Consider the following 24522-nt stretch of genomic DNA (forward strand, 5'->3'; position numbering starts at 1 on the left):
AGGCGCGGCGGGCTCCCGAGGGAACCCGCCGCCGCCTGGAGCGTCAGGCCGTCAGCGCCCGTCGCTGACGATGCCGACGGTGGCCGAGGCCGGGTCGCCTGCTGCGTAGCCGGCGCCGTCCTCGATCGTGACGGTGACCGAACGGTCGCGCGGGCTCGGCCCGCGCCGGTCGATCACCCCGACGGTCTCGACCACGGTGGTCTCGCCGGGCCCGAACGTGACGGTGCCGTCGAGCGGTTCGTAGTCGCGGCCCGGCCGGGTGTACCGGTTGTTCTCGACCGAGTACGTCACCGTCAGCGAACCCGACGACGAGCCGGCCGGACGGGTGAAGGTGAACGCGCCGTCCGTGGCCGGCTCGACCGCGTCGGCCGTCGCCGCGACCGTGACGACCGGCAGCGACACCGTAACGCTGTCGGAGACGGTGACCTCCTGAGCACCCGGGTTGTCGGTGACGTGCACCGCCGAGTTCGTCAGCACCGTGCCGTCCGCGACGTCGGCGTCGACCGTGACGTCGTAGGTGATGACGACCGGGTCGAGGTCCGGCCCGGCGTAGTTCGCGCAGACGACGGTGTCGTCCGCGATGACGCCGGCCGCGCTGCCCGCGTTGACCAGCGCCGTCGCCGACGTGCCGGCGGCGTTCTCGGTGCCGATGGTGATCGGCCCGGCCAGCGGCCCGGTGACGTTGTCGTAGGCGAACACCAGGTCGTTGCTGCCCGACTGGATGATCGCCTCCATGTCGTAGGTGCCCTGCGCTCCGGTCGGGTCGCCGGCGAGCCGCAGGTCGTCGTACTCGATGATCCCGGCGGCGCCGCCGGTCGTCCTGGCCAGCGTGACGCCCGAGTTGGCCGCCTGGTCGTAGACGACCTGCATGTCCTGCCAGAGCAGCGCGGCCACGTTGTTGGGCAGCCCTGCCGACGGCAGCTCCTGCGGCGTCCCGGGGTCGCCGCCGTAGTTGGCGTCGATGTCGAAGATCAGGAAGCCGTCGTCGGTGAAGCCCACCTCGGTGTAGCCCACGTCGTAGAACCCGTACGTGCCACCCAAGGTCGTCCCGAACGCGACACCGTCGCCGGTGATGTTCGGGTTGGCCGCGAGGCCCGCGCCGGTCGCCAGGTCGACGTACGACGCCGTGCCCGTGAACGGGTTGACGCACTGGGGGTCGGTGGCGCTGGTCGTGATGACGTAGTCCCCTTCGGCCCCGACCGCCGTCGGCAGCGTTCCCGACCACGTCAGCACGCCGTCCTCGACGGTGGCGCCCTCGGTCGCCGATCCCTCGACGTACGTCGTGCCCTCGGGCAGCGTGTCGGTGATCGTGTAGGCGAGGTCCTCGGGCGTGACGTTCGGCTGGACCATCAGCGTGTACCTGACGGTGTCGCCCGGCGCGGCGGTGTCGACGGACGCCGTCTTGGTGACGTCGTCGGCGTGCCGGGTGACGGTGACCGGGATGACGCCGATGTCGCCCGGCGAGTCCGGCGACGAGCCCAGTGCCACCGCGCCGAACCAGGTCTCGCCCGGGTCGAGGTCGTCCTCGTCGTAGAACGCGCGGATGGTGAACGGCTCGCCCTGGGGCTGCGACGCCGGGCCCTCCACCGTCAGGTTGCCCTCGCCGGCGGTGACGACGGCGGTGCCGAGCGTGACGGTGTCGGTGCCGCCCGGCGTCGACGCGTCCCAGTTCTGCACGAGGATCCACCAGGTGCCCGCCTCCGGGCTGCCGACGTCGCAGGACTCGGCCGCGCTGCCGGTGGCGCTGGTGCACACCAACGTCGCCGCGCTCGGGGTGTCGCCGGTGCCGACGAACAGGTCGAGGTCCGGCGCCGTGGAGTCGGACAGCTGGGCGACCAGCCGCGCGGTGTCCGCCGGCACGTCGACCAGGATCGTCTGCGTGCCGTTGCCGTCGTACGGGTCGGTGTTGGTGCTGTCCTCGACGATCGACAGCTGCTGCTCCTCGACCGGGACCAGCCCGCCCACCGTCGCGGTGAAGTCCTCGATCTCGATCGACTCGATCGGCGCGGACTCCTGCGAGCCGGCGTCGCGGCGGGTGTCGATGTCGATGCCCTCGGGCAGGACGCCGTTCGACGGCAGCGCCGCGACCGGCAGGTGCGCGACCGGCGCGGCCGAACCCTCCGCCGGCGTCAGGACCACCGTGGCGAACTGGTAGGCGTCGGTCGGCGCGCCGGTGACGTCAGCCGTGATCGTCAGCTCGATGTCCTGGCCCTCGGCGATGGTGAACGTCGACGGCTCGACCGTCACCGCGATGCCGTCGGTGATCCCGTCGGTGCTGACGGTCCAAGTGCCGGCGCCGGTGGAGGTGCCGGTGACGGTGCGGGTCCACGTGCACGTCTGAAGGCACTGCCGGTCGGTCATGCTGGCGGTGTTGAGCGCCTTGACGTCGCCGCCCTCGCCCGGGTCGGCCGCAGCGTACTCGGCGGGGGTGACGTCGAGGACCAGTCCGGCCATCGCGGCGACGTCGAGGTCGACCCGGCCGGAGCCCATGTCGAACCAGTCGGCGGGCGTGCCGTCGTTGTCGGTGACCTCGGTGACGGACGTCGTCATCAGCGCGGACTGCGCCTCGGCCGGCGACCAGTCGTCCCCGTGCAGGGCCTTGAGCAGCGCGTACGAGCCGGCGACGTGCGGGCTGGCCATCGACGTGCCGGAGATGAAGCCCCACGACACCTCGTTGCCGACCCCGTTGGCGGCCAGGACGTCGACGCCGGGGGCGCTGACGGCCGGCGAGATCAGCTCGACGGCACGGTTCGGGCCGCGGCTGGAGAACGACGCCATGATGTCGCCGAGATCGTCGGAGATGACCTCGAGGCCGCCGGACAGCGACGCCTGCTCGCCGGTGACCGACGCCATCCACGCCTTCAGCGCGACGCCGTCGTCGTAGGTGATGTGCACCGCCGGGATCGCGTGCGGGTCGGCGTTGAGCGACGTGCCGCTGGCCTCGTCGTTGGCGAGGACGAAGCCCTCGGCGCCGAGGGCGCCGACGATCTGGCCCTTCTCGACCCGGCCGTTCTCGCCGCGGTCACAGACGACGATCTGGCCGGTGAAGTCGGTGCCGGCCGGGAACCCGTCGGCCAGGCACAGCGGGTTGTCTAGGTCCGCGGCGTCGACCAGCGGGAACGTGCCGCTGGTGGCGGCGCTGAACGCCTGGCCGCGGATCGCCGGCAGCGTCTGGCCGCCGTCCGCGGTGAGGTTCTGCACCTCGGCCTGCCACTGCCGGTTGTGCTGCACGGCGCCGACCGCGGTCAGCCACGGCACGTCGCCGGGGGAGCCGGTCGTGGCCGCGCCCGGGCCCTCGTTGCCGGCCGAGCTGGCGACGTAGACGCCGGCGGCGCGGGCGTTGAGGAACGCGACGGAGTCGGTGTCGCTCCACGGGTCCGGCGAGGCCGACGGGCTGCCGATGGAGTAGTTGACGACGTCGACGCCGTCGGCGATGGCTTGGTTGATGCTGGCCAGCGTCGCCGATCCGGGGCAGCCGTCGGCGTTGCAGGCGTCGTAGGCGATGACGTTCGCGTGCGGCGCCACGCCCTTGATGGTGCGGGTGGCGCTGAACTCGTGCTCGGTGCCCTTCGCGCTGTACGTCGTGGCCGTGACCTGGTTGCCGGCCGACGTGCTGGCGGTGTGGCTGCCGTGGCCGTCGTTGTCGTACGGGTTGGTGCCGTCGACGCTGGTGAAGTCCCAGGCGCCGATCAGCTTGTCGTTGCAGCCCCAGTCCGGGATGTGCGCCGGGTTGGCCGGGTCGCAGACGCCGACGTACGTGCCGGCGCCGCGCGGGTTGGTGTGGTCGTAGCCGTCGCCGCCCTCGGCGACCGGCACGTCGTCGGCGAACGACGGGTTGGCCGGGTTGATGCCGGTGTCGATGACGCCGACGACGACGCCCTCACCCTTCGTGCCGGTGTCGTCGGCGGCCGGGGTGCCCGAGCCGTCCCACAGCGCCGGCGCGCCGATCCACTCCGGGCCGACGTCGGTGTGCAGCTCCCGCTCCACGTCGACCGTCACGGACGTGACGCCCGGCAGCTCCGCGACCGCCAGCGCCTCGTCCTTCGTCAGCTCGACCGCGATGCCGTTGAGCGCGTACGTGTAGGTGAACGCGACCTCGGGCGCGCGCCCGATCTCGTCGTCGATGCGCGCGACCAGCTCGGCCTGCTCCTCCTCCAGATGCCCGGCGTAGGCCTGGGCGGCCCGGCTGTCCGCGTCCAGCGGCTCGGCGCCGCGGGCCTGCGGGCCCGTGGCCGCGAGACCGTCGATGCCGCCGTCGTAGGCGGGGACGGCCGGCTGGTCGAGCTGCACGATGTACAGCTCGGGCGCGGCGGCGGTGCCGAGCCGGAGGGCGACGCCCTTCTCCTGCTGGTGCACGGAGAGGTCGGTCACCGCCTCCAGCTGGCCGGGCGACGGGGGCTCCGGGGGTGCGGCTCCGGCGGCCTGGGTGAGTCCCAGGGCGAGAGCCACCACCGTCGGAAGGGTCAAGCTGCGACGCAACATGCGGGCTCCTTCAACGACGAACCCGCCGGCCGGTCCGGGGTGTGGTGGCGGCGGGTCTGCGGTACACGCGTACGTGCTGACGGGACGGAGGAGATGCGGTGCCGGTGACAACGCGTTGGCGTCGGCATCACCGGCCTCCTACGGAGCGTGCGTTTCCCGGACGGATGACGTGCGGAGACGCACAGTGTCACAAGGTGTCCGGTAACCGGTGAAACTAGACGAAGGCTGTCACCACTGTCAATGGTGACAGTTAGGGTGAGGCGCATGAACACGTCCGCGACCGTCGCCGGCCTGGTCGACCTCGGGCTGACGAGCTACGAGGCGCGGGCCTACGTCGCGCTGGCCGGCCGGCGCGACGCCACCCCGGCCGAGGTCGCGCGACTGGCGTCCATCCCGAGGCAGCGCGCCTACGACGTCCTGGCCACGCTGGCGGAGCGCGGGCTGGTGCAGCAGGTCCCCGGCCAGGCGGTCCGGTACCGCGCGCAGCCGCCCGACCACGTCACCGAGCTGCTGCTGGCGGTCCGGCGGCGCGAACTCGACCGCCTCGCGCAGGCCTCGACGGACGTCGCCGGGCAGCTGCGGTCGCTGTTCCAGCGCGGCCAGGACCACGGCCACCCGTTCGACTACGTCGAGGTGCTGCGCGACCGCGAGCACGCCGTCGAGCGGGTGCAGCAGCTGTGGGCCGACGCCCGGCACGAGGTGCTGACGTTCGTGCACCCGCCCTACCTCGGCGCCTCGACGCCGTCGACCGACGCGGTGCCGACCGGCATCGTCCAACGCTCGATCTACGAGACGTCCATCCTCGACGACCCCGTCATGACCGAGCGGGTGCGCACGTGGGCGGCGCTGGGCGAGCAGATCAGGCTCACCACCGAGCTGCCGCTCAAGCTGACCATCGTCGACGGCCGCTCGGTGGCGTTCAACATGCCCGACTCCGCCGAGGGCGACGGCTCGGTGACGACGCTGGTCGTGCAGCACGAGGCGCTGGCGGCCACGCTGAAGATCGCGTTCGAGAGCCTGTGGTCGACGGCCCGCACCCTGGACGACGTCGCGGCGGCACGCACCTACTAGAGGAGTGAGTCCTCTTGATCGGGAGTGGTCGTCGGCGGTCATGGCGTTTGGTTGGGGCGCCGGTGTGCGCTCGCTGCTCTCGGCGGTGCAGATCAGATGCGGGCCCCCGGGTGGTGGTGCGCGGCGGGGTGACACGCGTGCCAACATTTGCCGCTGGTGTCACCGGGCCAGAGCAGAGCCCCCGGTGGTTCTCCCGGACGAGGGCGAGCACAGTTGATGGGCCGGAGCTCACCAGACCGCGTCCTCGCCGTACCGGCAGCGACACACCCGCAAGATCACTAGGGCGCACCTACTAGAGGCGGGGCGCCTCGATGGCGGGGCAGGTGTCCATGACGACCTCGAGCCCGGCCGCCTTCGCCCGCTCGGCCGCCTCCTCGTCGACGACGCCCAGCTGCAGCCAGACCGCCTTGATGCCGAGCCGCTCCTGCTCGGCGATGGCGTCGTCGACCACCTCACCGACCCGCCGGCTGTTCACGAAGCAGTCGACGACCTCGACCGGGCCCGGCACGTCGGCCAGCGTCTTGTACCCCCGCGCGTCGAGGGTGTCCTCGCCGCGCGGGTTCACCGGCACGATCGTCATGCCGAGACGGTCGCGCAGGAACCGCGCCACCCCGTACGCGGCCCGCTCGCGGTTCTGCGACAACCCGACGACCGCCCAGGTCGCGGGGGTGGTCAGCAGGCGGTGGACGGTGTCGGGGTCGTTCACGTGGGGGGTCACCCTTCGAGCGTATGTCGCCCCCTCGGCATAGGGTCCCTGGCATGAGCCGACCGCCGTTGACGGACCGCATGCTCGACCGTGCCGAGTCGACGCTGCGCGACCCCCCAGCTGCGTTGGCGCGGCAACTCGAGGACTGGGCCGCCGATCCGCACCGCGACGACGTCGAGGACGTCGCCACGCTGCTGGTCGCCGGCCGGACCGGCGATGCCGACACCGTCGCGGCCGAAGTGCGCCGCTCCCGTCGCGGTGACACCTTCGTGCTGTCGTTCCTGGGCGAGAGCTACGAGGAGGCCGGGCACCTCGCCGAGGCGCATCGCTGGTTCACCATGGGCCTCGCGGTGGCGGAGCGCAGCGGCGACCCGGCCGGTGCGGCGCCGGCGCTGCTCGCCGGCCGGTTCCGGGTGCGCCGGGAGCTGGACCTCCCCGTCGACGAGGACGACCAGGAGTACGCCGACCTCGTCGTCGAGGATCTCGAAGCCGACGGCGTCGATGTCGCCGCCGAGGCCGCGGCGCTGATGAAGGAGGACGGCTCGAACCCGGACGCGTTCTTCCGCCGCTGACCACCCGCCGGGGTCGGCCCGCCCCGTCAGCCGGCGAGGGTGGTGGTGGCGGCGCGGAGGGCCTCGGCGACGGAGCCCGCGGTGGAGGCGTGGCCGCCGTCGACGACGACCAGGCGGGCGTCGGGCCAGGCCTGGGCCAGCTCCCACGCGGTGCGGACCGGTGTCTGCACGTCACCGCGGCCGGCCACCAGCACGCCGGGGATGCCCCGCAGCCGGCCGGCGTCGCGCAGCAGCTGGTCGTCCTCGAGCCAGCCGTCGTGGCGGAAGTAGTGCAGGGCCAGCCGGACCAGCGTCGCCGCGAACCGAGGGTCGGCGAAGGCCGCGGCCGTGTGCGGGTCCGGGTGCAGGCTCAGCGTCGCCGCCTCCCAGGCGCACCAGGCCGCCACGGCGGTGTCGCGGACGGCGGGGTCGGGGTGGTGCAGCAGCCGGTGGTACGCCGCGAACACCGCGGCCGCGCCGCCCCCGGCCGCCGGCGCGCTGAACGCGGCCCACGCCTCGGGGAAGAACCGCCCGGCGCCGCCGCCGTAGAGCCATTCGGCCTCGGCCGGGCGCAGCAGCGCGACGCTGGTCAGCACCATCGCCGTGACGCGGTCCGGGTGCGCCTGCGCGTACGCCAGGCCCAGCGTGCTGCCCCACGACCCGCCGAGCACCAGCCAGCGGTCGACGCCGCGGTGCTCGCGCAGCCGTTCGAGGTCGCCGACCAGCGCGGACGTGTGGTTGGCGGACAGGTCGGCGTGGTGGTCGAGGACGCGCGGCGTGCTGCGGCCGCAGCCGCGCTGGTCGAGCAGCACGACGCGGTAGAGCTCCGGGTCGAACAGGTCGCGGTGCGCGGCCGTGCAGCCGGTGCCGGGGCCGCCGTGCAGCACGACGGCGGGCCGGCCGGCGGGGTTGCCGCACTCCTCCCAGTAGACGCGGTGCCCGTCGCCGACGTCGAGCAGCCCGTGCGCGTACGGCTCGGTCACGCGACGTCGAGGGTGCCGGGGCGATAGGACGACATCCACGAGCGCAGCAGCTCGACCCGGTCGGTGTTGGCGTCGTTGCCGACGACCACCGGCTCCTCGTTGTAGGCCATGGTGTCCGAGCGGCGCCGCAGCTTGACGTAGAGCCCGGACGCCTCGATGGCGTAGCGCTCCATGTCGTCCTGCAGGGCGCCGACGACGGTGATGTTGTGGTCGTTGCCGATGCGCTCGAACAGCGCGACGGCCTCGCGGCGGTGCTGCTTGCCGAGGTTGCGGCCGAGCTCGTCGAGGATCAGCAGCAGCGGCCGGTCGCCACCGCGGGCCAGGGCGGCGGCGCAGACCAACTTGACCGCCTTCTCGTCCATCTGGGCGGTGTTGCTGCGCAGCGTGTACGCGGACATCCGCTGGCCCTCGGCGCGCCGCCACTTCGGGCTGACCGTCCACCGCCACGGCTTGTCCGGCTCGGACGGCGGCTCCGGCTCGGGGTAGTCGAGGCCGGCGCCGTAGCCGCCGTACTCCTGGTCGAGGCGGTCGAACTCGGACGCGACCTTCTTCAGCATCGTCTTGATGCCGGCCGCCAGCGACGTGCGGTGGGCGCGGACGGTCTGCTCGGCCTCGCTGTAGCCGAGCCGCGCGGCCTCGAGGTCGGCGGTGCGCCGGGCCCGCTGCTCGGCGATCTGCTTGAGCTGGTGCCGGTCGTGGTCCTCGTGGTCGCGCAGGTGGCCGTCCAGCGCCCGCAGCAGCGCCGCCACCAGCGACACCCGCGTCTCCAGCGCCGCGCCGGACCAGTTCGGCGTGACGAGCAGCTCGCGCAGCTCCGCGGTCAGCTCCTCCTGCGGGGTGCCGGGCGGGAAGCAGCGGACGGCGACCTCGTCGGTCAGGCGGGTGGCGTCGTCGTCCCACGCGGCGGTGGTGCGCGCCTGCAGCTCGGACGGCAGCTCGACGAGGTGCCGGCGAGCGGCGTCGGGGGAGTCGCCCCAGGCCTTCTCGCGGTCCAGCAGGGCGAGGCCGTCGCGCTCCTCGGTCAGCGCGTACCGCTCGGCCTCCTTCTCCTTGACGGTGACGGCGAGCCGCTTGCGGGTGTCGCGCAGGCTGGTGATGCGCTCCTCACGCGAGTTGTGCACGCCCAGTTCGTGGGCGTAGGCGGCCTCGGCGGCGGTCAGGTCGGGCGCGAGCGCGTCGCGGTGCTCCTGGCGCTCGGCGTTGGCCCCGCGCAGCTCACCGATCTCGTCCTGCAGCGCCTCGGCCCGCTCGGCGGCGTCGGCGGCCTTCGCGCGCGTCTCGGCCCGGGCCAGCGTGGCGCGGGCCTGCTCGACGACGGCGGCAGCGGCGTCGAGCGCCTCGGTCAGCTCGCGGTGCGCCTCCTGAGCGGCGGCGACGCGGGCCGGCTGGCCGGTGATCGGCTCGGCGAACCCGCCGATGGCCAGCACGCCGGCCGCGTCGTCGACGACGGCGCCCTTGCCGGCGCGTGCGGCGACGGCGTCGAGGAACGTCGTGAGGTCGCGCTTCCCCGCCGGGCCGTCGGCCAGCACCAGCAGCGAGCCGGGCAGCCCGGCCAGCGCCTTCGCCGCCTTCGTCGCGTCCTTCCGGCCGACCACGACGGCCTCGCGGTACGGCGACAGCCGCGGCTCCCACACGTCCCGCTCGGCGGGGTCGACGGCGACGACGTCGACCAGCGCGGCCGCGTCGAGGCCGGCCGCCCGGAGCCGTTCGACCTGCTCGGCGGCGACGTCGTCACCGGACTCGGCGGCCGTGACCCGGCGCGCCGCCGCGGTCGCCGCGGCCCGGGCGACGGCGTGCGCGGCGATGGCCTCCTCCAGCGCGGTCCGTGCCTCGGCGACCTCGGCCGCGGCGGTCTCCGGAGTGCGGCCGTCGGCGGCGCGGGCGTCGTCGACGAGGCGGCGCTGCGACGTCGTCAGGCGGTCCAGATGCTGGGTGGCGGCCAGCTGGGCGGCCTCCAGTTCGCGGTCGCGGGCGATCAGCTCGTTGCGCTTGCGCTGGGCCGCCTCGAACCGGCGCGCGGACTCGTCGTCGTCGGTCAGCGCGGCCAGCCGGTCCTCGACGGCGTCCAGCTCCTGCCGCAGCGCCGCCTCGGTGTCGTCCAGCTCGGCCAGCGCCTGCCGCAGCTCGGCCGCCCGCTCGACGCCGTCCAGCAGGTGCCGCGCGCACCGCGACCGCCAGGCCGTCCGCGCGTCGCCGAGCAGCTCGCGCGCGGCGAGCCGGCGGGCGATGCCGGCCTCGATGACGGCGACCTCGCTCTCCCAGTCGGCGATCTGCCGCTCGGTCTCCTCGACCTCGCTGCGGTGCCGGTGCTCGGCCGAGCGCAGCACCTGCTCGTGCTCCAGCTCGCGGTCGAGCCCGGTGAGCGTCGCGATGGCGTCGAAGATGCGGTGCGGCGGGAGGTCGTTCAGCGGCTGGGCCAGCAGGTTCGCCGCCTGGCTGGAGCGCACCGACGTCGACAGGAACGACACGCAGCGCGCGTTCTGCCCGAACAGCACCCGCGACAGCTGGCCGGCGTGGAAGTCGGTGCGGCCGTTGCTGCGCGGCAGCTGCGCCCACAGCTCGTCGACCCGCGCGGCCCGCTCGGACTCCGTCGCGCCGTACGGGACGTGCAGCCCGCCGGTCCAGCGCAGGTCGAGGTAGGGCGCCTTGCGGTTGATGCGCAGCCAGACGGTGACGGCGTCGTCCTGCGGCGCGCTGCCGGGCGAGCCGAAGACGCCGATGACGTAGCCGCGGTCGACGTTGGACCAGCGGCCCTCCTGCGCGGCCAGCTCGGCTGTGAACAGCAGCTCGGCGGCGCCGGCGGCGCCGCTGGCCAGCTTCCACTGCTCGTCGGCGTGCAGCAGGCTCAGCGCGGCGATGAACGACGACTTCCCGGCGCCGTTGGAGTCCTTCGGCCCCTGCCCGGCGACGGTGACCAGCCCCTGCCCGATCATCGGGACCGGGTGCGTGGACAGCCGGGAGATGTCGACGACCTGGACGCCGACGAGCACCCGCTCGCCGACGACGTCGAAGGCGCCCGGTGCGGCAGCGCTCACGTGTCCTCGTTCCTCTCGGTCGGTGCGTCCGGCTCCGCGGCCGGAGCCGCGGACGGGGTCGTCGCCGGGCGGCGGGCCCGGATGGCCGCAGCGAGCGGGCTCTCCGGCGCGGCGGCCAGGATCAGCTCGTGCTCCAGCCGCTCGCGGGCGGCCTTGGTGAGCCGGTGCAGTGCGGGTCCGGGCAGGTAGGCGGGCCCGTCGACGGCGGCGGAGCGGCCGCGCGGCGGGGCGATCTGCACCAGCCCGGCGGCGCGCAGCCGCTGCAGCGCCGGCCGGATCTCGCCGCGCGGCAGCTGGGTGTACCGGGTCAGCTCGTCGACCGACGTCGGGTGCGCCGACGTCCACGAGTCGCCGCTGACCAGCCCCTGGCTGCGCGGGATCGCGACCGAGTGCACGAGCACCAGCACCAGCACCGCGCGGTCGATGCGCGACTGCGCTGTGGCGCCCTCGGCGGCCAGCCGCTCGGTGACGTCGTCGCGGAAGCCGGAGGTCCAGTGCGTGCTGCCGACCCGGACCAGCGTGCGGCCGAGGCGGAACAGCAGCCGCTGGAGGTCGCGGCGGACGGTCGCGTCGCGCAGCGCCAGCAGCTGGGCCTCGGGGACCGGCTCGCGGCCGTGCTCCAGCGCGGCGAACGCGGCCAGCACCTCGTCGCGGTGCCGCTCGTTGAGTTCGGCGAGGGCGCTGTCGAAGACCGTGCTCATGCGCCGCCCGCCGGGGGCGCGGGCAGCGAGCGCCACAGCTCGCGCAGCGTGCTCAGCTCCGCCGCGCTCCACGACGCGACCCGCGGGCCGAGCCGGACGACGCGGGTGTCCTCGTCGAACAGCACCCAGCCGGAGCCGGCCAGCCGGCGCACAGCACCCATCGCGGCGGCGTGCAGCGCGCGCTCGTCGCGGCTGCCGGTGATGCCCCGGAACACGCCGATGACGTGGTCGAACGGCGCCGGGACTGCGGGCCAGACCGGTCCGCTGGGCTCGGTCCAGCAGCAGCGCAGGCAGGCCGCGAGCACGCGGGCGGTGTCGTTGGGCTGGTCGACGGCGACGCCGGGCAGCCCGAGCTCGTCGAGCACGTCCGGGCGGGCGTTGTCGGGCAGCTCCGGCAGCAGCCAGACGGCGGCCGCGTCGGGCTCGACCAGGCGGATCATGCCGGTGGGGTGGGCGCTGGCCGGTGGGACGCGCTGCGGCCCGGCAGCGCGGTGCCGCGCCCACCAGAGGGTGGTGTCGTCGACGGTCATCGGCTCGCGGCCCGCCGGAACGTCCCGTCCGACACCCACGACGCGCTGTCGGCGGGGTCGACGCGCAGCCCGCCGGCCCACGTCAGCTCGTAGGCGAGGTCGGGGTGGTGGTGGATGGCGGTGAGGTCGGCGAGCAGCCGGCGCCCGGACGGCCAGTCGCCGGCGCCGTCGAGTACGTCGGCCACCGCCACCGCGTCGCCGTCGCCGAGCAGCCGCTCGGCGGTCTCGCGCAGGCTCGCGGCGTCGTCGGCCGGGCGGATGTCGTCGGGCGGCGGCTGGCCCGGCCCCTCGGGCCGGGGCGGCGGCTGGCGGACGGTGTTGGCGCCGCGGCCGGTCTCGACCGCCTCGGTGAGCAGGTTCGGCGAGAACCACGGCGCCGGCGCGTCGAAGACGAAGGTGTCGAGCACACCGGCGAGGTCGTCCTCGTCGGCCGTGCGGGCGTAGCTCAGCCACGTCTCGACGGACAGCAGGCCGAGCGCGCGCGTCGTGCCGGCCCGCTCGATCAGCCGCCCGGCGGCCTTCTCGACGGCGTCGCCGTAAGCGGCCAGCGCGACCCGCAGCGCCGTGCACTCGCGGTCGAGCTGCGGCCAGCGGGTCAGGACGACGGTGTGCACCTCTTCGGCCTGGCTGATCAGGCCCTTGTTGCCCCAGAGCAGCTGCGCGTGGTCGCCCAGCTGCTCGGCGGTGCTGCCCGCGGCGAGGATCGCGAGCTCGTTGCCGAGGTGGCGGAAGATCCTGGTCAGGCGGCTGATCGTGGTCTGCCCGGTCTCGGGCTCGGCGTCGGGCGCGGTGACGCTGACGTGCTCGAGCGTCAGCAGCTGGTGCAGCTCGGCCTGACCGCCCTGCTCGGCCAGCCGGCGCAGGAACAGCAGCATGACGTACGGCGCGAACGCGGCCCGGTGGAACCGTTCGTTCGGGCGCTCGACCACCTTGCTGATGGCGCCGTACTCGCGCAGCACCTCGAACCGGCGGTGGATCAGGCCCGGGTCGATCGGCCGGCAGGCGGCGGCCGCCTGGTCGACGGTGAGGCCGTCGCGCCCGGCGTCGGCGAACGCGTCGAGGATCGCCTCGTCGACGTCGAGCAGTTCGAGGTCGCTGATCATGGCGCCGGACTCGCGCGCCAGCACCGCGAACACCTGCCGGTAGAGCCGCTCGACGGCGGCGTCGCCGGCGAGCTGATCGATGGTCAGCTCGGGTCCGGCGGTCATCGGGACAGCATGCCATTCGAGGCGGGGCCTCTGTCCACCCGGATCGATAGGGTGACCTGCCATGTCGATCACCCGCGAGATGGACTGGCGCCTTGGCGGCCGTCGTCGCCGTCCTGCTGGCCGGTTGTTCGGGCGATGACGACGACCCGGTCCGGCGACGCCGGGTCGCCGGCGCCGGACGACCCGGCCGCGTCGTCCGATCGGCGGGCTGGAGTTCACGGTGCAGGGAGCGTCCGGCGAGCGGCACGCCGAACCGTGCGTGGCCGACAATCCGATGAACACGACGGCGTGGCTGGCCGCGCCGGCGCAGCAGGTGGCCAGCGTGTGCGTGGCGGTGCCGCTCGACGACCTCGACGGCGCGGTGTGGCGGATCGGCCAGCGCGGGGCCGGCGAGGACGCCTACGTGGCGCTGTCCTGACGGCCCCTCCGGGCTTCAGTTCCGCTGGCCGACCGGCCGGACGATGATCTCGTTGACGTCGACGTGCGGCGGCTGGCCGATCGCGTAGAGGACCGCCGCGGCGACGTCGTCGGGGTCGAGCTTGGGGTCGTCCCTGCGGTGGGGCGGAATGGCGCCGGTGTCGACGAGGCCCGGCTGCAGCAGCGTCACGCGGATGCCGGTGCCGACGCATTCCGCGCGGATGGCCTGGGCCAGCCCCGTCACCGCCCACTTCGTCGCCGCGTACAGGTTGCCGGGACGGACGCCGCGCCCGGCCGCAGAGCCGGTGAGCAGCAGGTGACCCTTCGTCGCGCGCAGCGCGGGCAGCGTCGCGCGGGCGGTCAGCGCCGGGCCGTAGACGTTCGTGAGGACGAGGTCGCGCCATGCCTCCGGCGGGGCGCCGCCGTCGCCGTCGTCGCCGAGGAAGGAGGTGACGACGCTCGCGCCGGCGTTGGCGAGCACGACGTCCAGCCGGCCGAAGCGTTCCTCCGCCTCCGCGACGACGCCGGTCAGCGCCGTCCAATCGGTGACGTCCGCGGGGCGGGCGAGCGCGCGGGACGGCCCGCCGAGCTCGTCGGCCAGGGCCGCGAGGGGTTCGGGCGTCCGGCCGGTCAGAATGAGGCGGTACCCGGCGGCCGCGGCCCGCCGGGCGACGGCCGCGCCGATGCCGCGGGACGCTCCGGTGATCAGGAAGACCGGGTCTGCCATGGGGTGAGCCTAGGGGGTCGTCGTCAGACACACCCGTGAGCGCGGGGTCGCGCGGACGGGGCCCGGAGCGGTAATACTTTTCATCGGAAGGCCACTTTCCGGATGGAGCGAGCAGACGTGTCGCAACGACCTGGCACCCCGAGCCTGCTGCGGGCGATGAACGACCGCAGCGCGCTCGAGCTGCTGCTCGCGGCCGGCCCGCTGACCCGCGTCGACCTCGGCCGCATGACCGGCCTGTCCAAGGTGACGGCGTCGCAGCTGCTCGGGCGGCTGCAGGAGCGCAACCTCGTCGAGGTCGTCGGCACCCGGTCGGCCGGCCGGGGCCCCAACGCCGAGCTGTACGCCGTCCGTCCCGGCTGCTCCTACTCCATCGGCATCGAGCTGAACCCCGATGTCGCCGAGGCGGCGGTCGCCGACGTCACCGGCGCGGTCATCGGTTCCGTGACGGCGCCGGTCGCGGCCGAGGTCACGGCCGCCGGCGGCGCCGACTCGCGCCGGCTGGTGCACGACATGGCGCTCGCCGCGGCGGCCGACGCCGGCCTCACCCTCGCCGACGTCGACGACGTCGTCCTCGGCCTGCCCGGTGTCGTCGACCCGTCGACCGGCGACATCGAGCTGTCGTTCGACCTCCCCGGCTGGCACCGCGGCATGCGCGACCTGCTGGCCGCCGACCTCGGCTGCGCCGTCTCGTTCGAGAACGACGTCAACCTCGCCGCCGTCGCGGAACGCGCCGAGGGCGCCGGCCGCGACGTCGACGACATGGTGCTGCTGTGGATCGGGCGCGGTGTGGGTCTGGCGGTCGTGCTCAGCGGCCACCTGCACCGCGGCGCCACGGGTGCGGCGGGCGAGATCGGCTACCTCCCGATGCCCGGCGTGCCGTCGCCCGCCAGCGTGGAGCGCCCGGCGAGCGGCGCGTTCCAGGCCCTCGTCGGCGCCGGCGCGGTGGACGAGCTGGCGGCCGAGTACGGCATCGTCGGCGACGGCGCGGCCGCTTCGGTCCGGGCCGCGCTGGCCGGCGGCGGCGCAGCGGCGGACGGTTTCCTGCTGGCGTTCTCGCATCGGCTGGCGCTCGGTGTGGCATCGGTGTGCACGGTGGTCGATCCCGCGCTGGTGGTCGTGGCCGGTGAGGTGGGGGCGGCGGGTGGGGACCGCCTGTGCGACCTCGTCGGCGACGACGTCCGCCGCATTGCCCCCGTCAACCCGCGCGTCGTCCCGACCACGGTGCCCGGCGCCCCCGTCCTGCGCGGAGCCGTCCTCACCGCGGTCGAGCACGCCCGGCAGACCCTCTTCGCCTCCACGGAGTAGCGGCCGGGTCGGTCGTTTCGCCGCTCGTGATCCGCGCGGACGTTGTCGGTGCCCGCCCGTAGGGTGGGAGCCCTCCCGGCCGGGCGGGGACCGTACCTCGATCAAGCGCACCGGCCCGCCGACGCCGCCGCTCCGCCTGTGCGCGGGCCCGCGCGTCGCACCGTCGCTCGCGCCCGGCCACCGGCTGCCACCCTCGCCCAGGCCGCAGCACCCGCCGTCGAGACCCGTCACCCCTGGTATTCCGGCCCATCCGCGCTGGCTGCTCATTCGGTAGCGGGACGTTACGGAAACGTGATCACCGAGACTGGCAAGAAACCTTACAGTAGGCACAATTACTGGAAGGTTAGCTTCCAGTTCACCGTCACGCGCCCTGCTCGGGCCGAACCGGAGGAACCGCCGTGAACAGAGCACTTCGCCTCACCGCCGGCCTGGCCGCCGCGGCGCTCGCCCTTTCCGCATGCGGCGACGGCGACGACGACACCACCGAATCCGCCGCCGGCGGCGAGACCGCCGACGCCCCGGAGCCTGCTGAGCTGCGGCTGTGGCTCAACGGCCCGGACACGCCCCAGCCGATGCGCGACTGGCTGATCGCCGAGTTCGCGGAGCAGAACCCCGGCTCCACCCTCGTCATCGAGGAGCAGGAGTGGGAGGGCCTGGTCGACCGCCTGACGACGTCGCTGGGCAGCGAGTCCGAGACACCTGACGTCGTGGAGGTCGGCAACACGCAGGCGCCGACGTTCACCACCGTCGGCGCGTTCAGCGACATCACCGACCTGGTGCCCGACCTCGGCGGCGACGACTTGCTGCAGGGCTTCGTCGACGCGGGGAGCGCGGACGGGAAGACCTACGCCGTCCCGCTGTACGCCGGCTCGTCCTACGTCTTCTACCGCAAGGACCTGTTCGCGGCGTCCGGCATCGAGGTGCCGACGAACATGCAGGAGTTCGTCGACGCGGCCGTGAAGCTGAAGCAGGACAACGCGTCCGTGCCGAACTTCTCCGGCTTCTGGCTGCCCGGCCAGGACTGGCGTGACGGCGCCGCGTTCCTGTGGGACGCGGGCGGCGACTTCGCCGTCGAGGACGGCGGCGAATGGAACGGCGCGCTGTCGACGGCGGAGTCGCAGGAAGGGCTGCAGCTGGTCCAGCGGCTGTTCAACGAGGCCTCCGGCGCGCCGAAGGACGCCAACGAGGCCGACGGCCACATCCCGTTCTGCGCCGGCGAGATCGGCATGATGCTGCGTCCGGGCTGGCTGCGCGGCCAGATCGAGGACCCCGAGGCCGGCTGCCCGGACATGATCGCCAACGTCGGCGTCTTCGCCCTGCCCGGCAGCGACGGCGAGCCCGCCCCCGTCCTGCTCGGCGGCTCGAACATCGCCATCTCGGCGAAGTCGCAGAACCAGGAGCTGTCCCAGAACCTGCTCGAGCTGATCCTCAGCGACGAGTTCCAGAGCCAGTACGCCGAGAACGGCCTCACCCCGGCGAAGGTGTCGCTGGCCGACGGCCTGGGGACGGACGAGTTCGCCGCCGCCACGATCGAGGCGGTCACGAACGCCAAGCTCACCCCGGCGGCCGCAAACTGGGCCACCGTCGAGGGCTCCCGCGTGCTCGAGGACCTGTTCGTCAACATCGCCAATGGTGGCGACGTGCAGCAGCTGGCTGAGGAAGCCGATGCCACCATCGCCGAGCAGCTCGGTTAGCCGAGCTGGGCGGACCGGCCGGGACCAGGGACCCGGCCGGTCCGTCCCCCCGGCTCCGCCACAGGACCCACGGACCGGCCGGGGGCCGGCGGGTGACGTGACACCCCGCCGGCCCCGACGGCCGCGACGATCGCCACTGCCCTACGTGCTGCTGCTGCCGGCGCTGGCGATCCTCGTCGCCGCACTCGGCTACCCGCTGTACCGCCAGGCGGTGATGTCGTTCCAGGAGTACGGCCTGGCCCAGCAGTTCGGGCAGGCGCCCGAGTGGATTGGCCTGGACAACTACGTCACGCTGGTCACCGACTCGTACCTGTGGACGGTGATCGTCCGGTCGATCCTGTTCTGCTTCGCGAACGCCGCCATCACGATGGTGATCGGCACCGCGCTGGCGGTCCTGATGACGCTGGTCTCGCGGGGTCCGCGGCTGGTGTTGCAGATCGGCCTGCTGCTGGCGTGGGCGATGCCGCACCTGGCGGCGCTGACGGTGTGGCAGTGGTTGTTCGACGCGCAGTACGGCGTCATCAACTGGGTGCTGGTGAACCTCGGGTTCGACCGGTTCGCCGGGCACTCGTGGCTGGTCGACCAGCTGTCGTTCTTCGTCGTCGCGACGGTGATCGTGGTCTGGATGAGCGTGCCGTTCGTCGCGTTCGCCGTCTACGCGGGCCTGACCCAGGTGCCGGACGAGCTGTACGAGGCGGCCGAGATCGACGGCGCGTCGGCGTGGGCGCGGTTCCGCACCGTCACCGTCCCGCTGGTGAAGCCGGTGCTGCTGATCGTCGCACTGCTGCAGATCATCTGGGACCTGAAGGTGTTCACCCAGATCTTCGTGTTGCAGGACGCCGGCGGCATCACCTCGCAGACGAACCTGATCGGCACGTACATCTACCGGCTCGGGCTGGGCGAGGGCGAGTTCGGGCTGGCGGCGGCCGCGTCGTGGTTCGTGCTGCTGCTGACCGTCGTGCTGAGCCTGTACTACGTCCGGATCCTGGTCCGTGAGGAGGAGTTGTGAGCACCCGCATCCGCACCAGGCAGCGGTCGTTCGGCGTCCTGGCCGTCGTCGTCGCGCTGCTCTGGATGTTCCCCGTCTACTGGATGCTGAACAGCTCCTTCCTGCCGTACAACCGCATCCGCTCCGCCGAGCCGTCGTTCGTGCCGCTGAACGGGACGGTGTCGGCGTACGGCCGCGTGTTCGACAGCAACTTCTTCGACACGCTGCGGATCAGCGCGATGGTCACCGGGCTCACCGTGGTGGCGGCGCTGCTGTTCGCGTTCCTGGCGGCGCTGGCGTTGTCGCGGTTCCGGTTCAAGGGCCGGCGCAGCTTCATCCTGGCGGTGCTGATCATCCAGATGATCCCGGCGGAGGGCCTGTTCATCTCGCAGTTCAAGCTGCTGGAGGGCTGGCAGCTGCTGAACAACGTCATCGGGCTGTCGCTGCTGTACATCGCGGCGGTGGTGCCGTTCACGATCTGGATGCTGCGCGGGTTCGTCAACGGCGTGCCGCGCGATCTGGAGGAGGCGGCGCTGGTGGACGGCTGCAGCCGCCTGCAGGCCTTCTTCCGCATCACGTTCCCACTGCTGGCGCCGGGTCTGGTGGCCAGCGGGGTGTACGCGTTCCTGCAGGCCTGGAACGAGTTCACCCTCTCCCTAGTGATCATGACGAGACCGGAGAACATGACTCTTCCACTGTGGCTGCGCACGTTCACCGAGGCGAATCGCGTCAGTGACTGGGCCGGTATCATGGCCGGATCCGTCCTCGTGGCGGTGCCGGTGATGATCTTCTTCCTGCTCGTCCAGCACCGCATGACCTCGGGTCTGGTGTCAGGGGCGGTGAAGGGCTGACATGAACGCCAGTGACCTGCGAGGCCTCGCCCTCGCCACGCTGTTCCCCGGCTTCCACGGCGCCCACGACGTCCCGCCGTGGCTGGCCGCCATGGCGGCCGAAGGGCTCGGCGGCGTCGTGCTGTTCGGCCGCAACGTCGACCCCGACCGCGGCGACGCCGGCGTGGCCGCGCTGACCGGCGCGCTGCACGCGATCAACCCCGACCTCATGGTCGCCATCGACGAGGAGGGCGGCGACGTCACCCGGCTCGACGTCGCGGCCGGGTCGATGCTGCCCGGCAACGCGGCGCTCGGCGCGCTGGACGACCCCGAGGCGACGGAGCGGGTGGCGGCCGAGGTGGCCGCCCGGCTGCGCGCCTGCGGCGTCGACCTCAACCTCGCGCCGGTCGCCGACGTCGACTCCAACCCGCTCAACCCGGTCATCGGGGTGCGCTCGTTCGGCTTCGACCCCGACCTCGTCGCGCGTCACGTCGCCGCGTACATCGCGGGGCAGCAGGCGCAGGGCATCGCCGCCACGGCCAAGCACTTCCCGGGCCACGGCGGCACCAGCGAGGACAGCCACCTGGTGGTGCCGTCCATCGACGACCCCCTGGACGTCATCCAGACCCGCGATCTGCCGCCGTTCCGCGCGGCGGTGAAGGCCGACGTCAAGATCGTCATGACGGCGCACATCCGCTATCCCGCGCTCGACGGCGACCGTCCGGCCACGCTGTCGCGGCCGGTCATCACCGGCATGCTCCGCGACGACCTGGGCTACGACGGCCTGGTGATGACCGACGGCATGGACATGCACGCCATCAGCCAGACCGTCGGGCACGCCGAGGGCGCGGTGCTGGCGCTGCTGGCCGGCGTCGACGCGCTGTGCGTCGGCGGCGAGACCGTCGGCCCCGAGACCGTCGAGGCGATGGTGGCCGCGCTGATCGACGCCGTACGCACCGGGCGGCTGCCGGAGGAGCGGCTGGCCGAGGCGGCCGGACGGGTCCAGGCGCTGCGCGGCTGGGTGCTCGACGCGGCGTCGTCGCCGGTGCTGTACGGGTCGGCGGCCGACGCCGCGCGGCGCGCCGTCACCGTCCACGGCGACGTCACGCTCACCGCACCGCCGCTGGTGATCGAGCTCGACGACGACCCGTCCATGGCCGCGGGTCCGATCCCGTGGGGCGTCGGCCGTCATCTGGTCGACCGCCTGCCGGGCACCGTCCTGGCCCGGGTCACGGCGTCGACGGCCGACCTCTCCGCGGTGCTCGCGGCGCTGCCGTCGCGGCGGCTGGTGGTCGGCGTGCGAGGGGTGCGACGGCGTCCGTGGCAGGTCGCGGCGGTGCAGGCCGCCCGCGCCGCCCGGCCCGACCTCATCGTCGTCGACCACGACGTCAATCCGCTGCCGGAGGTCCTCGGCGAGCACTACCTGCTCACGCACGGCGCCGCCCGCGTCACGGCCGAGGCCGCGGCGGAACGGCTCGCGGCCGCGCTCACCCCGTCGGGGTAGCGGCGGCCCACCCGACCCCTCCTACGGGGGAGGCCGGGCCGGACCCGGACCGGAAGCATCGTCGGCATGACGACTGTGCGCACCCGGTCCGGCCCGGCCCGGCCTCGTCAGCTGGCCGGCGACGTCCTCGCGATCGGCCGGCCGTGGTTCTGGTTCGTCTCGCTGCTGCCGTACTACCTGGGCGTCGTGCTGGCGACCGAGCGGCTCGTGCCGCCGGTGGAGGACTGGCCGGTGCTGGCGCTCGGCGCGGTGGTGATCGGCCCCTTGGTGTGGATCTCGGTGCTGGCCGTCAACGACGCGCACGACCTGCGCGGCGACCGTCTGAACCCGCGCAAGGCCGGGTCGCCGCTGGTCGGCGGCCGGTTGACGCCGGCGGCGGCGCAGCTGATCGCGTTGGTGGCCGGGCTGCTGGCGGTGGCCGCGGCGCTGTTCGCGGGGCCGTTGTTCGCGCTGGGGACTGCCGTCGTGCTGCTGGTCGGCTGGGCCTACAGCGCACCGCCGCTGCGGCTCAAGGCCCGCCCCGGCTTCGACGTCGCCGTCAACGCGCTGGCCATCGGCGCCGCCGGGCAGCTGGCCGGGTGGTCGCTGCTGCGGCCGCTGACGGAGTTCCCGTGGCCGATGGCGGTGCTCGGGACGCTGGTCGGCGCCGCCCTGTACGTCCCGACGACCCTGGCCGACCTGGAGGCCGACCGGACCAGCGGCTACACCACGCTGGCCGTGCGGCTCGGCCCGCGGCGGGCGTACCTGCTGGGGCTCGGGCTGTGGCTGGCGGCCGGGCTGCTGTCGCTGGCGATGTCGGCGGCGGACATGGTGATCCCGCGGTCGATGCTGCCGATGGAGATCGTGCTGGTGCCGCTGCTGGTGCTGGCCTACCGGCGCCTCGTCCGGGCCGAGCGGACCTTCCGCGGCATCATCGCCGTCGCCGTCCTCTTCCTGGTGCCGAGCCTGACCTTCGTGCTCACCTTCACCGGCACCCTCCCTTGATGATCATGGGGGCGGACGCGGCAGGACGGGCCGCACGCGCGTGGTGTTCCCCTCCAGCCGCGGGCTCGCAGGACTCGGACGTGTTCGGCGGCGACGCCGCAGGGGTCGCCGAAGACGTCGGCGTGGCCGTATCGGAGGGTGGCGTGGCCGTCGACGGTGGCGCGGTTGTCGCGGTGCCGGTCGCGGAAGCGGCCTTCGCCGGTGTGTCCGACGCGTCCGTCCAGTTCGACCCGGAGCCGGAAGTCGTCGTAGTCGACGTCGATCCAGATGACGCGGCTGCCGGCGAGGCGGTGTTGGCGGCAGCCGGTGGGCAGGCCGTGCGCGCGTTCGACGCGGCGCAGGTGGCGCAGCTCGAGCGGTGACTGGGCGCCGGACGCGACGTCGGCGAGCATGGCTTCGGTCATGGGTCGCCAGCGGATCTTCTTGCGCCGTCCCAACGCGTCGGCCAGCCGTTCCGGCGTGGTCAGACGACGTTGGCAGGCCGCCGTCACCCAGCCCTCCGCCTCGCGCGGATGCGATGCGACGTCGACGAGGTCGAGGACGGTGTCGTCGAGTCGGGTCCGGGGCGGGTTCTTCGACGGGTGCCGGGTGTGTGGCAGCCGGTGCGCGTAGTGGACGCGCACGCCGTCGATCTTGGTGCGGACGTGCCGTTCGACGGGCGCGGTGACGTGGACGACCGGTCCGGGGTCGTCGCAGAGGCCGTCGAGGTGGGCGGCGGTGCGATGGCTGGCCACGGAACCCGCGCCGACGCGCAGGATCGCCGCCCACACCTGCGCCTCGTACGGCAGCGGACCGGTGAACGTCGCGAATGTGTGCGCGTGGACGCGCTGCCAGCGGCCCGACTCCACGAGCCACCGCAACCGCGCGGCCGTCAGCCCGGCGGCCAGCGCCTGCGCACGGCTGATCACGCCCCGCTGCCGCGCCAGAACGTCGTCGAGATCCACGTCCGCCAGCCTGCGTGAACCCGTCCCGCCGCGCCAGCCCCAGTTGGTCGCCTGTGGATGCCCGTGATCATCAACCTTCTGCGTCGTCAGAACAGCTCAGAAGGTTGATGATCATGGGGCGGAGCGGCCGGAGAGCTGCTCGACCTGCAGGAGCAGGGCGCTGTGGTCGAGGTCGCCGTGGCCCTGGGCGCGCAGCGCGGCCATCAGCGTCGCCGCGAGGGAGCCGGCCGGGATGGCGACGCCGGCGTCGCGGGCGGCGGCGGTGACGATGCCGAGGTCCTTGTGGTGCAGGTCGACCCGGAAGCCGGGGGTGAACTCGTGCGCCAGCATGGCCGTCGCCTTGCGGTCGAGGACGGCGCTGCCGGCCAGCCCGCCGGCCAGCACCTCGACGGCGCGGGACCGGTCGACGCCGTGGGCGTCGAGGAAGACGAGGGCCTCGGCGACCAGCTGCAGCGTGCCGGCGACGATCAGCTGGTTGGCCGCCTTGACGGTCTGGCCGGCGCCGGGCGGTCCGACGTGGACGACGGTGCGTCCGAGCGCGTCGAACACCGGCCGGGCCGCCTCGAACGCCGCGGCGTCGCCGCCCACCATGATCGACAGCGTCGCGTCGACGGCGCCCTGCTCGCCGCCGCTGACCGGGGCGTCCAGCACCCGTATGCCGCGCTCGTCGCCGGCCGTGGCCAGCGACCGGGCGACGTCCGGGCGGATCGTGCTCATGTCGACGACGACGGCGCCGGGCGCGAGCACGTCGAGCACGCCGTCCAGCAGGACGGCCTCGACGTCGGGGGAGTCGGGCAGCACGGTGATGACGACGTCGGCGCCCTCGGCCGCCTCGGCCGCCGACGCCGCGCCTCGCCCGCCCGCGGCGACGAGCCGCTCGACCTTCGCCGGGCTGCGGTTGAACCCGGTGACGTCGAACCCGGCCCGCACCAGGTTGGCCGCCATCGGCCCGCCCATGACGCCGAGTCCGATGAAGCCGATCGCCGTCATCGCCAGCTCCCTTCCGTGCGCCACGCGAACGGGTCCGCGTCGTCGCTCACGTGTTCCAGTGCCATCCATCCGTCGTAGCCGCCGTCGACGAGGTCGTCGACCCAGGCCCGCAGCGGCAGCGTCCCGGTGCCGGGCGCGCCCCGTCCGGGCGCGTCGGCGAGCTGGACGTGCGCGATGCGGCCGCGGAATCGCTCGATCGCCGCCGCGACGTCGTCGCCGTTGACGGACAGGTGGTAGACGTCGAGCAGCAGGCCGACGTCGGGCGCGCCCACACGGTCGGCGACGGCCACTGCCTGCGCCGCCGTGTGCAGCGGGTAGGCGTCGATGCCGCTGACCGGCTCGATCAGCACGGTCCCGGGCAGCTCGGCGGCCGCGACGGAGAGGTTGCGATGGGCGACGGCGTCCTGCTCGGCGGGGTCGTGGCCGGGCAGCCGGTTGCCGTACAGCGCGTTGAAGTTGCGGCAGCCCAGCTCGGCGCCGATGTACGCCGCCACCCGCACGCTGGCCAGCAGCTCGTCCTCGCGGCCGGGCCACGACACGACGCCGCGCTCGCCGGCCGGCAGGTCGCCGGCGAACAGGTTGAGCCCGGCCAGCGCCAGCCCGGACGCGCGGACCGCGTCGACGAACGCCTCGACCTCGGCGTCGCCGGGCGTCGCGGTGGGGAACGGCCACCAGAACTCGGCCGCCTCGAACCCGGCCGCGCGGACCGCGTCGAGCCGCTCGCGCAGCGGGCAGGTGGGTCAGCAGGATCGAGCAGTTGACGGCGAATCGCGGCTCAGGCATCGGCGCCACTGTAGCCGTCGTCGAGGTGCCGGGCAGACCATGTCCACGCTCGGCGCAGCGGACGGATCGCCGCTGGTGGCGGGCGGCCC

20 protein-coding genes are annotated in these 24522 nt (G+C 73.8%); 9 read left to right on the forward strand and 11 right to left on the reverse strand.

The annotated features are described in order from the left end of the window. Positions 1–51: 51 nt before the first annotated feature. Positions 52–4482 (reverse strand): S8 family serine peptidase, encoded by a 4431-nt coding sequence (locus BLU82_RS01775; protein ID WP_092614801.1) that lies wholly within the window; start codon positions 4480–4482, stop codon positions 52–54. 264 nt (positions 4483–4746) lie between these two features. On the opposite strand from BLU82_RS01775, the gene BLU82_RS01780 reads away from it, so the two are divergent. Next, positions 4747–5553, forward strand: coding sequence for a TrmB family transcriptional regulator (locus BLU82_RS01780; protein ID WP_157740463.1), 807 nt, complete (start codon positions 4747–4749; stop codon positions 5551–5553). A 292-nt stretch (positions 5554–5845) separates the two neighbouring features. On the opposite strand, the gene BLU82_RS01785 is transcribed toward BLU82_RS01780, so the two are convergent. After that, on the reverse strand, positions 5846–6271 hold the full coding sequence (locus BLU82_RS01785; protein ID WP_092614808.1) for a CoA-binding protein: 426 nt from the start codon (positions 6269–6271) through the stop codon (positions 5846–5848). 41 nt (positions 6272–6312) lie between these two features. Here BLU82_RS01785 and BLU82_RS01790 point away from each other — a divergent pair, with 41 nt between their 5' ends. After that, entirely contained in the window at positions 6313–6831 is a 519-nt protein-coding gene (locus tag BLU82_RS01790) for a hypothetical protein (RefSeq protein WP_157740464.1), read from the forward strand. Between the two features lie 26 nt (positions 6832–6857). Here BLU82_RS01790 and pip read toward each other — a convergent pair whose 3' ends face one another. From pip to BLU82_RS01815, 5 genes are read right to left on the reverse strand one after another with little or no spacing between them, the layout of a single operon-like run. Further along, complete coding sequence (gene pip, locus BLU82_RS01795; RefSeq protein WP_092614814.1) at positions 6858–7793, reverse strand: prolyl aminopeptidase; 936 nt, start codon at positions 7791–7793, stop codon at positions 6858–6860. Then, complete coding sequence (locus tag BLU82_RS01800; RefSeq protein WP_092614817.1) at positions 7790–10828, reverse strand: chromosome segregation ATPase; 3039 nt, start codon at positions 10826–10828, stop codon at positions 7790–7792. The genes pip and BLU82_RS01800 overlap by 4 nt, the downstream gene beginning before the upstream one ends. Then, positions 10825–11529 carry a hypothetical protein gene (locus tag BLU82_RS01805; RefSeq protein WP_092625300.1) on the reverse strand — a complete coding sequence of 235 codons (705 nt, stop codon included), beginning with the start codon at positions 11527–11529 and terminating at the stop codon, positions 10825–10827. The genes BLU82_RS01800 and BLU82_RS01805 overlap by 4 nt, the downstream gene beginning before the upstream one ends. After that, positions 11526–12059 carry a hypothetical protein gene (locus tag BLU82_RS01810; protein WP_092625302.1) on the reverse strand — a complete coding sequence of 178 codons (534 nt, stop codon included), beginning with the start codon at positions 12057–12059 and terminating at the stop codon, positions 11526–11528. Before BLU82_RS01810 ends, BLU82_RS01805 begins: the two co-directional genes overlap by 4 nt. Beyond that, the gene (locus tag BLU82_RS01815) at positions 12056–13267 is read right to left on the reverse strand and encodes a hypothetical protein (protein ID WP_092614820.1); all 1212 of its coding nucleotides are present in this window, start codon (positions 13265–13267) and stop codon (positions 12056–12058) included. Before BLU82_RS01815 ends, BLU82_RS01810 begins: the two co-directional genes overlap by 4 nt. A 220-nt stretch (positions 13268–13487) precedes the next feature. On the opposite strand from BLU82_RS01815, the gene BLU82_RS01820 reads away from it, so the two are divergent. Continuing rightward, entirely contained in the window at positions 13488–13685 is a 198-nt protein-coding gene (locus tag BLU82_RS01820; protein WP_092614823.1) for a hypothetical protein, read from the forward strand. Positions 13686–13700: 15 nt separating this feature from the next. On the opposite strand, the gene BLU82_RS01825 is transcribed toward BLU82_RS01820, so the two are convergent. Beyond that, positions 13701–14411: an SDR family oxidoreductase gene (locus BLU82_RS01825; protein ID WP_092614826.1), complete on the reverse strand. Its 711-nt coding sequence runs from the start codon at positions 14409–14411 to the stop codon at positions 13701–13703. 156 nt (positions 14412–14567) lie between these two features. Between BLU82_RS01825 and BLU82_RS01830 the strand changes: the two genes are divergently transcribed. The 6 genes from BLU82_RS01830 to BLU82_RS01855 all read left to right on the forward strand — a co-directional run bounded on the left by BLU82_RS01830 (position 14568) and on the right by BLU82_RS01855 (position 21716). Continuing rightward, on the forward strand, positions 14568–15716 hold the full coding sequence (locus BLU82_RS01830) for an ROK family protein (RefSeq protein WP_370246358.1): 1149 nt from the start codon (positions 14568–14570) through the stop codon (positions 15714–15716). Between the two features lie 398 nt (positions 15717–16114). Then, entirely contained in the window at positions 16115–17410 is a 1296-nt protein-coding gene (locus BLU82_RS01835) for an extracellular solute-binding protein (RefSeq protein ID WP_197682676.1), read from the forward strand. Between the two features lie 151 nt (positions 17411–17561). Then, on the forward strand, positions 17562–18419 hold the full coding sequence (locus tag BLU82_RS01840; protein ID WP_370246359.1) for a carbohydrate ABC transporter permease: 858 nt from the start codon (positions 17562–17564) through the stop codon (positions 18417–18419). Between the two features lie 65 nt (positions 18420–18484). Beyond that, positions 18485–19249, forward strand: coding sequence for a carbohydrate ABC transporter permease (locus tag BLU82_RS01845; protein ID WP_083288487.1), 765 nt, complete (start codon positions 18485–18487; stop codon positions 19247–19249). 1 nt (position 19250) lies between these two features. Continuing rightward, complete coding sequence (locus tag BLU82_RS01850; protein ID WP_092614836.1) at positions 19251–20732, forward strand: glycoside hydrolase family 3 protein; 1482 nt, start codon at positions 19251–19253, stop codon at positions 20730–20732. Between the two features lie 66 nt (positions 20733–20798). Then, a complete protein-coding gene (locus BLU82_RS01855; protein ID WP_092614839.1) occupies positions 20799–21716 on the forward strand; it encodes a UbiA family prenyltransferase in 918 nt (305 codons plus the stop codon). Here BLU82_RS01855 and BLU82_RS01860 read toward each other — a convergent pair. The 3 genes from BLU82_RS01860 to BLU82_RS01870 form a co-directional block, all read right to left on the reverse strand. Beyond that, a complete protein-coding gene (locus BLU82_RS01860; RefSeq protein WP_197682679.1) occupies positions 21602–22660 on the reverse strand; it encodes a type IV toxin-antitoxin system AbiEi family antitoxin domain-containing protein in 1059 nt (352 codons plus the stop codon). The genes BLU82_RS01855 and BLU82_RS01860 overlap by 115 nt on opposite strands. A gap of 111 nt (positions 22661–22771) precedes the next feature. Further along, the gene (locus BLU82_RS01865) at positions 22772–23650 is read right to left on the reverse strand and encodes a 2-hydroxy-3-oxopropionate reductase (protein WP_231947678.1); all 879 of its coding nucleotides are present in this window, start codon (positions 23648–23650) and stop codon (positions 22772–22774) included. After that, a complete protein-coding gene (locus BLU82_RS01870; protein ID WP_197683011.1) occupies positions 23647–24378 on the reverse strand; it encodes a hydroxypyruvate isomerase family protein in 732 nt (243 codons plus the stop codon). Before BLU82_RS01870 ends, BLU82_RS01865 begins: the two co-directional genes overlap by 4 nt. Positions 24379–24522: the final 144 nt, after the last annotated feature.

The organism is Jiangella sp. DSM 45060, from assembly GCF_900105175.1.
In the GTDB taxonomy this organism is placed as follows: domain Bacteria; phylum Actinomycetota; class Actinomycetes; order Jiangellales; family Jiangellaceae; genus Jiangella.